Source organism: Thermococcus paralvinellae (genome assembly GCF_000517445.1).
GTDB classification, from domain to species: Archaea; Methanobacteriota_B; Thermococci; order Thermococcales; family Thermococcaceae; genus Thermococcus_B; species Thermococcus_B paralvinellae.
Map to the genome: position 1 here is coordinate 626229 of NZ_CP006965.1, position 12729 is coordinate 638957.

The 12729-nt window shown below is 40.1% G+C and carries 15 protein-coding genes; 13 read left to right on the plus strand and 2 right to left on the minus strand.

Annotated features, from left to right (window positions below; genetic code table 11):
- Position 1: 1 nt before the first annotated feature.
- From TES1_RS03475 to TES1_RS03520, 10 genes are read left to right on the plus strand one after another with little or no spacing between them, the layout of a single operon-like run.
- A complete protein-coding gene (locus tag TES1_RS03475) occupies positions 2-670 on the plus strand; it encodes a KH domain-containing protein (protein ID WP_042680255.1) in 669 nt (222 codons plus the stop codon).
- Positions 657-2369, plus strand: coding sequence for a DNA topoisomerase VI subunit B (gene top6B / locus TES1_RS03480; RefSeq protein ID WP_042680257.1), 1713 nt, complete (start codon positions 657-659; stop codon positions 2367-2369). Before TES1_RS03475 ends, top6B begins: the two co-directional genes overlap by 14 nt.
- Positions 2356-3501 (plus strand): DNA topoisomerase IV subunit A, encoded by a 1146-nt coding sequence (locus TES1_RS03485; RefSeq protein WP_042680259.1) that lies wholly within the window; start codon positions 2356-2358, stop codon positions 3499-3501. Before top6B ends, TES1_RS03485 begins: the two co-directional genes overlap by 14 nt.
- On the plus strand, positions 3498-4748 hold the full coding sequence (locus TES1_RS03490; RefSeq protein WP_042680261.1) for a DUF530 family protein: 1251 nt from the start codon (positions 3498-3500) through the stop codon (positions 4746-4748). The genes TES1_RS03485 and TES1_RS03490 overlap by 4 nt, the downstream gene beginning before the upstream one ends.
- A gap of 5 nt (positions 4749-4753) precedes the next feature.
- On the plus strand, positions 4754-5143 hold the full coding sequence (locus TES1_RS03495) for a DUF1699 family protein (RefSeq protein WP_042680263.1): 390 nt from the start codon (positions 4754-4756) through the stop codon (positions 5141-5143).
- 51 nt (positions 5144-5194) lie between these two features.
- Positions 5195-6037 carry a DUF4129 domain-containing protein gene (locus TES1_RS03500; protein WP_227738507.1) on the plus strand — a complete coding sequence of 281 codons (843 nt, stop codon included), beginning with the start codon at positions 5195-5197 and terminating at the stop codon, positions 6035-6037.
- A 44-nt stretch (positions 6038-6081) separates the two neighbouring features.
- The gene (locus tag TES1_RS03505; protein WP_042680265.1) at positions 6082-6900 is read left to right on the plus strand and encodes a GTP cyclohydrolase IV; all 819 of its coding nucleotides are present in this window, start codon (positions 6082-6084) and stop codon (positions 6898-6900) included.
- A gap of 39 nt (positions 6901-6939) precedes the next feature.
- On the plus strand, positions 6940-7401 hold the full coding sequence (locus TES1_RS03510) for a DUF2284 domain-containing protein (RefSeq protein WP_042680267.1): 462 nt from the start codon (positions 6940-6942) through the stop codon (positions 7399-7401).
- 7 nt (positions 7402-7408) lie between these two features.
- A complete protein-coding gene (locus tag TES1_RS03515; protein WP_042680269.1) occupies positions 7409-7879 on the plus strand; it encodes a hypothetical protein in 471 nt (156 codons plus the stop codon).
- Positions 7880-7881: 2 nt separating this feature from the next.
- A complete protein-coding gene (locus TES1_RS03520; protein WP_042680271.1) occupies positions 7882-8880 on the plus strand; it encodes a PIN domain-containing protein in 999 nt (332 codons plus the stop codon).
- Here TES1_RS03520 and TES1_RS03525 read toward each other — a convergent pair whose 3' ends face one another.
- Entirely contained in the window at positions 8881-10206 is a 1326-nt protein-coding gene (locus TES1_RS03525) for a RuvB-like helicase (protein ID WP_042680273.1), read from the minus strand.
- Between the two features lie 243 nt (positions 10207-10449).
- On the opposite strand from TES1_RS03525, the gene TES1_RS03530 reads away from it, so the two are divergent.
- From TES1_RS03530 to TES1_RS03540, 3 genes are read left to right on the plus strand one after another with little or no spacing between them, the layout of a single operon-like run.
- Positions 10450-10761, plus strand: a complete 312-nt coding sequence (locus TES1_RS03530; protein WP_042680275.1) for a Gar1/Naf1 family protein — start codon at positions 10450-10452, stop codon at positions 10759-10761.
- 5 nt (positions 10762-10766) lie between these two features.
- Positions 10767-11687: a transcription initiation factor IIB gene (locus TES1_RS03535; protein ID WP_042680277.1), complete on the plus strand. Its 921-nt coding sequence runs from the start codon at positions 10767-10769 to the stop codon at positions 11685-11687.
- 53 nt (positions 11688-11740) lie between these two features.
- Entirely contained in the window at positions 11741-12244 is a 504-nt protein-coding gene (locus TES1_RS03540) for a YfcE family phosphodiesterase (protein ID WP_042680279.1), read from the plus strand.
- Between the two features lie 80 nt (positions 12245-12324).
- Here the strand turns inward: TES1_RS03540 and hpkB are convergent, their stop codons facing one another.
- Positions 12325-12528, minus strand: a complete 204-nt coding sequence (gene hpkB / locus TES1_RS03545; RefSeq protein ID WP_042680281.1) for an archaeal histone HpkB — start codon at positions 12526-12528, stop codon at positions 12325-12327.
- Positions 12529-12729 lie beyond the last annotated feature (201 nt).

Here is a 12729-nt window from a genome sequence, read left to right on the forward strand (position 1 = left end):
TATGGAGGAAGAGTTTGACAAGCTACTCAAGAAGTATGAGTATGTTGATAAAGAGGGTGAGAAGGAAAGTGAATTTGGAGAGAACATAGATTATGAGGCCTTTGGTGAGCAAGAAGAATTCGTGAGGATTCCAAAGGAGAGAATTGGGGTTCTCATTGGAAAGAAAGGCTCAACCAAGAAGAAAATTGAAGAGATTACAAAGACCAGAATAGAGGTGGACAGTGAAACTGGTGAAGTGTTCATAAGCTCAACTGAAAAAACAGATGACCCATTAGCAGTTTGGAAAGCAAGGGATGTCGTAATGGCTATTGGTAGGGGATTTTCTCCAGAGAGAGCTTTCCGTCTGTTCAACGAAGGTGAAGTTCTTGAGATAATCAACTTAAGCGATATAATCATTGGAAACGAAAAGAATGCCTTGCCGAGAATTAGAGGTAGAATAATCGGTAGGAAAGGAAGAACAAGAGAGATTATTGAGGAAATGAGCGGTGCAAGCGTTAGTGTTTACGGCAAAACAGTCGCTATCATCGGGAACCCTATTCAAGTTGAGATTGCCAAGACTGCCATAGAGAAATTGGCCAAGGGTTCCCCACATGGGACTGTGTATAAGTACCTCGAAAGGAGAAAGAAGGATTTAGAGCTTGAAGGAGGCGTTTATTATGGCAAAGGCTAAAGAACTCTTTAAAGAATTTAAAATTCAGAGCGTCAGCGAATTCTTCAGAAGAAACGCCGCAATGTTAGGTTACACCGGGAAAATTCGCTCACTTACAACAGTGGTTCATGAGGCTGTCACGAATTCTTTAGATGCATGTGAAGAGGCTGGAATTTTACCCTATGTGAGGGTTGAGATAGAGGAGCTTGGTAGGGAGCATTACAAAATAATCGTTGAAGACAACGGTCCGGGAATCCCAGAGAAGTTCATAACTCACGTTTTCGGAAAGATGCTTGCCGGTACAAAGGCTCACAGAAATATACAGAGCAGAGGTCAACAGGGTATTGGTATCAGCGGTGCAGTCATGTTTGCCCAAATTACAAGCGGAAAGGCAACGCGCGTAATAACTTCAACTGGTGGGGATGAGATAATTGAGGCATGGGTTAAGATTGATGTTGAAAAGAATGAGGGTAAAATTGTCAAGAAGCTTAAGCACCCAAATCCAACGGGCTGGAGAGGAACAAGGATAGAGCTAGAGGTTAAAAACGTCAAATATGTCCGCTCAAAGCAGGGTGTTTTCTGGTATCTCAAGCTCACAGCTATTGCCAACCCCCACGCTCATATTGAGTTAATTGAACCAGATGGAAAACTTATTGTCTTTCCACGCTCAAGTGAAGAAATCCCAAAGCCTCCGGTTGAGATGAAACCACATCCAAAGGGTGTTATGACAGATGACATCTATAGAATGGCAAAGAAGACGAGGAAGAACACAGTAAAGAGATTTTTGATTTCCGAGTTCTCAAGAATCAGCGACAAGAAAATAGATGAGCTCATCAAATACATAGCCGCAATTAGGCTCATTAACCGCGAGGAGGATAAGAGAATAAAAGACCAGCTCTTTGAGAGATTAGCTAAAGGAGAAGTGGATTTAATTTTGAAAAGCTATGGAAGAAGGGCAAAGAAGGTTCTTAAAGAGGTTCAAAAGCTCATGGAAAAACCTCCAGAAAAACTTAGCTGGCATGAAGCTGAGGAGATAGTTGAGGCGTTTAAGTACATGAAGTTCTTAGCACCTCCAACCCATGGATTAAGACCAATTGGGGAGGAAAATATCGTTAAAGGTCTCACCGGAATTCTCAAACCAGAGTTTGTTACCGCAGTTACGAGATCACCTAAAGTTTACAGAGGTGGAATTCCATTCCAAGTTGAGGTTGGTTTGGCTTACGGCGGTGAGCTCGAAAGCACGTTTAATCTCCTAAGATATGCCAACAGAGTTCCTTTATTATTTGATGCAGGTGCATGTGTAACAACAATGGCTGCCCGTAGCATAGATTGGAAGCGCTACAAAGTTGAGGACTTAGACAGAGCTCCCTTAACACTTCTGATCAACGTCATCAGCGTCCACGTTCCTTACACCTCAACAGGAAAGCAGAGCATAGCCAATGAAGACGAGATTTATGAAGAGATAAGGCTAGCCATAATGGAAGCAGCGAGAAGATTGCAGACGTATTTAAGCGGTAAGCATAGGAGATTATATCAAGTCAAGAGGAAGAAAACGCTTCAAAAATATGTTCCAGAAATAGCGAGAGCTTTGAGTATCTTAACAGGCGAGCCTGAGGAGAAGATTAAGGAATACTTCCTTAGATTGATTGAGAAGAAGTTTGAAAATGTTGAGGAAACATTAGAACAAGCAGTGGAGGTTGAAGCAGATGCTGAAGCGTGAAAGGCCAAAGGAGCGTTTTGGCTACGATCCACAGAAGGTTCTCCGCAAATTGGAAGAGCTTGGAAGAGAAATCCTCAAAGAAGTTAGACAGGGAAAGAATCCCTACTTTGACATACCGACTAGAGGATTAAACAACGTTTACTTTGATGAGGTCAAGAGAGTCATTAGGATGGGAGATAAGCTCTCAAGGAGATACTTTCTCAACGTTGCTCATGCAAGAAAGTTCATGCAGACATTGCTCATAGCAGCTTATGTAAAGAGATTGGTGAGTGAAGGAAAACACGCGAGCTTGAGAGAAGCCTACTATGCCAACAAACACACAATTCCTGGAACCAAGGAGAACACATTTGAAGACCAGAGCGAAAGCGACCCAATCATCGAGGATCTGGAAAGAATGCTTGGCGTCTTAAGAGAAGAAATGCACCTAACTGCTGACAGAAGAGGGTACGTTTATGGGGATATAACAATCAGAGATGGCGAAGATGAGTTCAACACTTCAAAGCTCGGTATGGGTGGTTGGGCTGTCCCAGGAACTGTTGAGCACATCCAGTTCGTTGATATAAACGTTGACTACGCATTGGTTGTGGAGACAGCAGCTATGGCTGACCGTTTAATTGAAGAAAAGTTTCCGAAGAAGGAAAGGGCTTTAATCATAGCAACTCAGGGACAGGCTTCAAGAGGTGTGAGAAGATTAATTCACCGTCTGCACTATGAAGAGGGCTTGCCCATAATAGTTTTCACAGACGGTGACCCATATGGTTGGTATATTTACTCAACAATAAAGCAAGGTTCTATTAACCTTGCTTACCTCAGCGAGAAGCTTGCGACACCTGAGGCAAAGTTCGTTGGAATGACCATGGACGACATCAAAAAATACGGTCTGGAGAATGTCACTGAAAAGCTCAAGGGAATTCCGCCAAACAAGAAGGGTGGTCCAACAGGAGACTACAAAAGAATTATCGAGGAGATGAACTATCCATGGTTCAAGAACAAGGAGTGGCAGAGACAGCTGAAGCTGGCCTTGGAGTGGGGTGTCAGAATTGAGCAACAGGCTTTAGCAAATAAGAGCCTAGAGTTCGTTGCTAAGAAATATCTGCCTGAAAAAATTGCAAACGAGGAGTTGCTGCCATGACGACCACCGAAGAGCTGGTCGCTCAGGTAAATAAAATTTTAGACGACATTGGAATTGATATGGCTGGGTTATTTGAGAGTTTTGACATTCTCTCTCTTGTTTTTCATTTAAACAGGAATATAGAGATTTTGAGAGATTTTGAAGAAGAACTATCAAGAAGGGTTGGAGAAACTGTACCTTCAGTTAGAGGCTTGGACAAGAAGGAAAAGGATCCCCACATAAGGTGGCTGTATAAAAAGAAGCACAACAGAATTTTAGCTCTTGAGAGATTAAGAAGCGCAATAGTAGCTCATAAAATGGCCTTGGCCCTAATTTCAGCAAACTATTCGTTCTATATTGGAAACAAGGAGATAGATGTAAAAACTATTAAAAAGCATGAAGAGCTCAGGAGGATAAGGGTTGTTAAAAAGCCTGTCATCCTCGGAAGGCTTGAAATTCTACCTCATTTAGCATATTCTGGCGATGTACTGAAGCTTCTTGGCCAAGAAAGTGTTGAAGCTAGAGAGGCATTTAAGCTCATAAAGGCAAAGCTTAGGGAAAAAGGTGTTGTTAGGAAGAAGAGCTTTAGAATCGAAGTTGAGTATTGGGAAAGCGGAAGGCTAAAGAAGACGAGGCTTGACATTCCTACGGATGCAGATATAGAGAGCGAGCTCAGAAAAAGATTCGGAAAGCGCTTCCGCTGGAGAGTCTTGAGCTATGTGAAAACAAAGGGAGTTCTTATAAATAACCACTATACCGTCGATAACTTAGCTTTAGCCTATGCAACATTCGATCCGGAGAGAGGTCCGGAACTCCTTGGACTTGACTTATTTAGATATTATTTCTTGACCTCTGAAAAGGAAAGGGAAAGTCTTGGACTTTATCCGGATATCAAGCTTTGCATTGACTGTCACTATTCAATTTTTGATTTGCCCTTTATGAAAGAGAAGTGGTTTAGAACGGGCTTTGGAAGTATGATGATTATTCAAAAGTGTGAAATTGAGAAAATGCTCAGCGGAAAGAGAAGCGAGATTTCAAACATACCTAACTACCTTCTTGGTGGAGCAATCCTATACGGTGTCAGCCCATTTAATGAGGAGAAAGTTGCAGAGCTGCTTGGGCTGGATTTGGATAAGCTTACCGAGGCAATCAGAAAGCTTGTTTTATCTGGTCTTCACACATCTCTGTTTACGAATGTTGAAAAGTTTGAGAAGTTTATGCCAAAGAGCGATAAAGCAAAGAGATTTTTGGAGCTCCTTCAGGGGTGAGAAATGTGAGAGTTGAAGTAAAAGCGAGAAATAACGAGGAGCTTTTGAGAAAAATAGATGAGATGCTTAACGAAAATGTTAGAGAGGTTTACATTAACCTTAGACCAACAAAAGAAATACTCGTGAGAATTCTGGAAAATGCCCCAAATGTAAGGGTCATCGGCTGTCCACCGAGCTTGTATCCAAAAGTCTCAAAGAGAGTTGTAAACGCTCTCAGGCAGATGGGTATTGACATTGTCCCTATGAAAAAATCGAGAGGAAGGCCAAGAAAATATGATGAAACTGTTCTTCTCCAAATAAGAGAGCTTATGAAAAAAGGAAAAACTCCAAAGGAAATCAGCAGAGAATTAGGAATTCCCCTAAGAACTTTGTACTATATGATTAACGGAAAATAACAGAAAATTTTTAGGTTCCAAAATCTAAGCATACATCGGTGTGTTTGTAACATGGAGCCTCACTTGGAGGATAACAGGAGTTATAAGAGAAACCTCAAACATACAAAGACAGTTGATACTATAAAACATGCCATTGTCTTTTTACTCATGCTTTTTCTGTTCTCAATGCTTTTTAGATATGCGATTAAATCCGAAGCCTCCTCCTTTAATATTGAGTGGCTATATCTGATATGGGGATTCTTTTTCTTCATAGCCATGGCTATTGCGTTGAGATTTCTCTTTGAAACCGGCATTTCAGGTGAAAGACTTCCAAGGAAGAGAAGCAAGTGGAGAAATGTCGCTGAGTTTATTACATTGTTTGCACTTGTTGTTGCCGTTTACCTCATCCTCACAGCTAAACCTCGCTATTTACCTCGCGGGGAGGCTCCTCTTATAAGGTACCCAAAATGGATTATGGGCTTTGGGCTTAATCAGACTGTTATGGTTTACTACAAACCTCTCCCCTTGTATATGTATGTAATCCCTCTCCTTATTGCTGCCTCTATTGTTTTAACCGCAGTTAAAAGACGGAGAAAGCACACCGTAATTATGGGCGAACTTCACAGATTTAACCCACAAATGACATTTGACACGATTGAAGGAACGCCAGAGGAGAGGATAATAAAGATGTACAAGAACGTTGTCGCGGGGCTTATTTTGAAGGGCTATCCCTATCAAAAGAGCTGGACTCATTGGGAGCATGAAGAAAAGCTGAAAAATATTTTTGAGGATTTAGATGACCTGCACACATTAACAAGGATATTTGAAAAAGCAAAATATGCCAAAAAGCTTAGCGATGAAGATATAGAAGTCGCAAGAAAAAGTTATGACAACCTAATGAAATTCTTGAGATAGAGTTAAAAAGTCCAGCTGTTTAGCCTAACCTAACGGTGATAAAAATGAGTGAGATTTTTGAAACTCAAGAGGAAGTTCCGGAGATTAGAGAGAAGCTTCATAGGGTTGGTATAACTAATCTCAGAACTGTGGCAAAGATTAACTGGAAAGGCAAACTTTACACGTTTATCCCAACATTCGAAATTACCATCGACGTTCCAGAAGAGAAAAAAGGAATACACATGAGCCGTCTTGTAGAGAGCATAACAGAAACAATGAGTGAAGCAATAGAAGAGGAGGTCAGCAAAGTTCATTCATCGCTTGAAGATCTCGAACTTGCTATAATTAAACGCTTAGAGAAAAAACATCCACACAAGAGAGCTGAAATATGGATAAAAACTCATCTAATTCTAGAAAAAGAAACTCCTGCAAGCAGACGGAAGAGCCTAGAAACCTATGATGTGGAGGTTGGAGTAATAAAGGATGAAACAAAAGGAAAACTCGAAAAAGTACTTAGGGTTACAGTCATAGGAAACACAGCATGCCCACATGCAATGGCAAACAATCAAGGAAAAACACACATCCAGAGGGCGATAGCAACTCTTGAAATAAAGACGAACTTTGATGAAGAAATAGCCCTTGAGGATATGATCGAAGTCGTTGAAAGCTCTTTTAGTTCTCCAACATATACACTTCTGAAGACTGTTGACGAAAATGCTGTTGTTCAGAAAATGTACCAGAATCCAAGATTTGTTGAAGACGTTGCTAGAGAGATAATATTCAAAGCAAAGCAACGTTTCAAAGGCAAAATTCACGTGAAGGTTATCAGCCTAGAGAGCATCCACAAGCATGATGTAATAGCTGAGACTTGGTATATACCGTAAACAAGCTTTTCAAAAAATGTCAGATGTTGGTGAATTGTTATGATAATTGTCTATGAAAAAGAAATAAATACAGAGAACATCGTTGTCTCTCCCAGACCTATCTGGAAGTGTAGAACTTGCCCAGTTTATGGTAAAAGTCCCTCATGTCCTCCTTATGTTCCTTCTTGGAAAGAAGCTAAAGAATGGGTTAAACACTTCAAGAGAGCTCTTTTAATTAAGTTTCAAATCAATTATGAGAACTTTGAAGAAGAAAAGAGAAAAGTACTCCTCTATCTGCTCAAGAAGGAAGAAGAATTCTTTAAGTCAGGTTATCCCTATGCCTTTACGCTCTTTCCTGGTAATTGCAACCTCTGTAACGAATGCGAGTTCGAAAAGAGTGGCAAGTGCTTGATGCCAACAAAAGTCAGACCTTCCCTTGACGCCATAGGAATAGAGCTATCCAAGATTGTTGACTTAGACTTCAGCGAAAGTGTTTTGTATGGATTGATATTAGTAGATTAAGATAAAAATGAAAGCCTACATAACAATGCTGGGTCGTTCTACATGGGCTATGATAAACGCATATTATGCCGTTGTAATGGAAAAGAAGTACAAACCTGACGAGATTTACATATTCCTCGAGGATATATATCAAGACAAACTCCCCAAAGCCGTTAGAGCGTTTGAAATAATTTCCAACGCATTTGGATTTTCTCCCAAGATTGAATGGAGGATAATAAAAGAAGCAAATTTTAGGGAAGCACGGGGAGAGGTCGAGAAGCTCCTTAGGGAGCTCAAGAATAAAGGTGCTGAGATTGCCATAGATATAACCTCAGGAAGAAAAGCTTTAGTAGCTGGAGCACTTGTCCAAGGAGTTCCACTAAAAGTTAATCACGTCTTTTACTTAGCATTAGCCGATAAAGACATACAGTTTGCAAACAGACCATATATGATGATCCCACTTCATGCACAAAAGCTTGAGGACTTCATGGAGGAGTGATCATGGAGCTGGTCATAGACAAGCCAGAACTTCAAATTCTACTTAACCTCCTCCCTGACGACACACTTGTCTCTTATCCGCTTTATGGCAATTTTTCTCTCTTGAAATTTAGAAGAAAAGGTTATGGCTATGAAATTGAAGCCTTAGCAAATCCAGAAGCTTTTTCTGAAATTTTATCAGAAAAAAGAGATTCTCTTCATGATCTGCCAAATTACAGAGATTTCCACGAGTGTGTCTTAGCTTCGGGTATAATAAAATATGCGAACCTTGACGAGTTTAAGAAACATCTTGAGAGTTATGAGCTTTTAAGCAAGAGAGTGATTTTTGCTCCAGATACAAACATTTTTTACCACCGCTTTATTTCCACATATCCTCCCCTTAGAAGGTATGAGCTTGCGGTAGTTGATGTAGTCATATGGGAAATTGAGCAGTCCATGAACTATAAATATCATTCAAGGCATATAAGTGCTTTAAAACGTATTCTTTACAATTCCCCTCTTCTAGACGAATTTTACAATAGAAGAATGAAAAAATCAAGAAAGGCGGCATACATAGCCCTTAAGGAGTTTAAAGCCCTGAAAGACAGAATAATAGAAGTCAGAAGAGTTCATGAAAACACAGGTACAAATGACGAACTTATTGTTAAATCCCTCAAACGGTTTGACAAAGAAACTCCTTCTCTCGTTATTCTCTTAACAGCAGACGTTGCAATGACAGATATAGCGGAGCTTGAAGGGCTTGAGTATTTCCTCTTTGAGTATCCTCATGAAGAGCTCTCAATTCACTATGCAACTCCTTACCAGATGAGAACTCTGCTCTTTAATTTAGCTGCAGTTTTTGGAGTTATACAAGTTGGAGACGCTCTGATATTTGGAGAATTTGGAGGAAAAGTTAAGCTTAATGAACTTAAATTAAAATTCCTACATAATTCAATTTACCATGAGTTCACATTCCATTTAAAGCTCAGTAGAAAGCTTAGAGAGCTAAAAATAGAGAAATAATCAGCGGAGCATTCCTTCTAAGTTTTCTACGTAGCTTATGCTCCTTCTTATGTCAGCGAAGTATTCTTCGGCTTTCATGATGTGTTCTTTCTCCACTCTCTTGCTATTTGCTAATATGCTCGCTGGAGCTAAAAGCTGTACCGCATATCTTAAGCTTGTCTTCTCTCCAAGTTCTGCAAGGTATTCAACTGCTTCGTCGCTTATTTCAATTCCTTCTTCTCTAGCTCTGATCTTTACAATCTCTCTTATTTCTTCCTTCTTATATGGTTCTGTGTTGATGATGAGCAATCTATCAAGCATATCAATTGGGATTCCGTGAGGTGATTCAATGTCAGTTCCTCTAATCTTTGTTCTTCCTCTGTTGGTTGCAAGAATCAGAATTGGTGCTAGTTCACTTTCCATAGCTCTTGCAAGGAATGAAAATGCCTCAATGTCAAGCATATGACACTCATCAATGAACAGAACTCCTGGCACTAATACTGCCTTACCCTCTTCTACCCACTGTTTAACTGTTTCATCAACTCTCTCCCTAACTTCATCTGTAATCTCTAGTCCTCCTCCGAAGAAGAGGCTGAATATTCCACCTGCTCTTGCATTTACAACATCCAAATCATGAAGCGTTACTGTGTATGTAAACTCCTTAATCTTGAGCACTGGACCGCTTGGCATATCGACTTTCCTCTTTAGGAAAATTCCTTCCTCTTCTTTTGTTGTTCCAATTTTTGAAATCCTTCCGGTTTCAGCATCAATTTGGATTACATCTCCTTCCTCAATTCCAAGCTCAAGAAGCTGGTAAGCTATTTCTCTCCCGGCTCTAATTGTTTTTTCATCGTCTTTTGTCCTAAGGGTTAGCACTATGGATTCGGGGATTTCGATATAGGGATTGAATGGGTGTCTAGTTCTTCTAATTTCAATTTTCTCAACTTTTCCTTCGTAAACTTTCCTTTCCTCGCTTATTCTAACACCAATTGCTCTTCTCAAAGCCTGCTTTAAAAATTCCGTCTTCTTGATTTCAGCGGAATAAATTTCGCTTCCACTTATCTGGACGAATGGGACGTCTTCGCCGAGTTCCTTAGCAATTCCCATTGCTATGGCTGTTTTGCCGCTTCCAGTAGGTCCAGCAAGGAGGATTCCCTTTCCAGCGAGCTTACCTTTCTTTATCAGCTTAACCGCGATACCAGCGGCTTCTCTTGCTTTTGTTTGTCCTACCATTCCATCTGCGATGAACTTTGCTTTTCCATTCTCATCTAGGCCTAGCCCTTTAATGTGGGAATGACTTCCTACTCTTTCAAAGCTAACTTTTGTAATCTCTTCTATCACTGGCATGCTTTCACCTCCTGCCAATTTTAAAGTACCATTTTGTTATTAAAATTAGACATTTTAAAAGCTTAACGGAAGACATTTTGGGCAATGGGAGAATATTGTGGTTGTACAAGATAAAATTCCAGTGGATACAGCACTTCTATATTAAAAACCTTTTGGTTTACATTACGAAACAAAATGATAATACGAAACATTTAAAAAGAACCAAGCGAAAGATTTAAAAAGATTTCGGTTTGGGGTGGGGCTATGAAGCGCTTGGGTAAGGTTTCTCATTATGCAAAACAAGGGTTCCTGATACTCCGTTCTGATTGGGTGCCTTCTTTAAATGATCTAGTTGTAGATAAAAATCTTCAGACTATTGGCATCGTTAAGGATGTATTTGGGCCAGTCAAAATGCCCTATGTGGCTGTAAAGCCAAAAGTGAAGAATCCCGAAAAGTATATTGGACAAGTTCTTTATGTTGATGAAAGGAAAAGGAGAAAAAGGGCTGAACAAAAGAGTAAGGGTAAGAGTAAAAAGTTCAAGAAGAAGCGCCCTGCCCCCAAAAAGAGGGGGTGACTCACTTGCTTTCTGCTGAAGATTTTAAGAAATGCCCTATTTGTGGATCAGTTAAGTTGATTTATGACCCTGAAAGAGGAGAAATCGTGTGCACAGCTTGTGGTTACGTCGTTGCTCAAAACATTATAGATTCTGGCCCGGAATGGAGAGCTTTCGATGCAGATCAGAGAACTAAACGTGGAAGGGTCGGTGCTCCAATGACAATGATGATACACGATAAAGGGCTTTCCAGCACCATTGACTGGAAAAACAAAGACATTCATGGGCATGATATTTCAGGAACTATGAGAGCAAAAATGTATCGTCTCAGGAAATGGCAGAGAAGAATTAGAGTTAGTGATGCAGCTGAAAGAAACTTGGCGTTTGCACTAAGTGAACTTGATAGAATGGCATCCCAATTAGGCCTTCCAAGGAATGTCAAAGAAATGGCCGCTGCTCTTTATAGGAAAGCAGTGATGGAAAAGCTTATTAGGGGGAGGTCAATTGAAGGGGTCACTGCAGCTTGTCTGTATGCTGCGTGTAGAATGGCAAAAGTCCCTAGAACTTTGGATGAGATTGAAGAAGTTGCACGGGTAGATAAGAAAGAAATAGGGAGGAGTTATAGGTTCGTAGCTAGAGAGCTTCATTTAAAGCTCACTCCTACAAACCCAATTGATTACGTAAATAGATTTGCTGACCAGCTGAGATTAAGTGAAAGAACAAAAAATAGGGCAATAAAAATTCTTCAAAAAGCTATTAAAATGGGATTAACAAGTGGGAGAGGACCTATGGGTGTTGCTGCAGCTGCCCTGTATATTGCAAGCGTTCTAGAAGGTGAAAAAAGGACACAGCGAGAAGTTGCTGAAGTTGCCCACGTTACGGAAGTTACTGTGAGAAATAGATATAAGGAGCTTGTTGAAAAGCTCAACATAAAGCTTACTCTTTGACCAGATGAGGATTCAAACCCGTCGCTGATTGGTGATGAGAGGGGACCTCGCCGATGGTTGCTGTTGGAATTTTAGGTGATACTCATTATCCTTATAAGGCCTCTTACATTCCCGATTTAATTTTTAAAAAGTTCAGAGAAGAAAATGTTGAGCTTATTATTCACACTGGAGACATAAATGAGAAAATTGTCCTCGAAAAATTGGAAGAAATAGCCCCTGTCATCGCTGTAAAAGGTAACACAGATACTCTGAATTTACCTGAAGAAAAAATTATTGAATTTGGAGATATCAGTATTGGAATTCTTCATGGGCATCAGTTTCATTCTTTGGATACCCAAACTTTGAAGTATAAAGCCCTCGATATGGACGTTGATGTTCTAGTCTTTGGACATACTCACAGATTTTTCTATGATGTTTACGAATTTATGGGGCAGAAAATATTTCTTTTAAATCCTGGCTCTCCTACTCTACCTAGAATGAGCAATCCCACGTTTGCTATTGCAAAAATTGAGGGTTCTAGATTCAAAGCAGAAATTGTAGATTTATGGAAGATTTAACTTAAAAGAACAACTACGTTAAACAAGATATATTCAAAAACACAAAATACAGAAAAAGCCAAAAAGAACAAAAGAGAACTTCAGCTCTTAATAGCGAGCTTGATGTCCTCGGCCTTGACTGTCTTTCTGCCAGCGTGCTTTGCGAGGTCGACAGCCTTCTTTGCGATCTCAATAGCCTTCTCCTCGAGGTGCTCGGCTAAGAGCTTGGCTGCTTCTTCGCTAACTCTTTGTGCACCGGCCTTTCTAATCAATCTATCAACTGGGGCAATTGGTAACTCAGCCATTTCCCCTACCTCCTTAAAGTTGTTTTGTTAATATTTGCATTTTATTTTTTGAAAGAAGTCCTATATAAACCTTTCGGAAAAACACCGCTCTCCGTTGATTATCGGCCCATCTTCCTTATATCTATTGAGAGTTAAGTCAAAATAATTCAGATAGCACAAAGTTGGAAATTTTTAGGCTTGTTATTCTATAATTGATGTTAA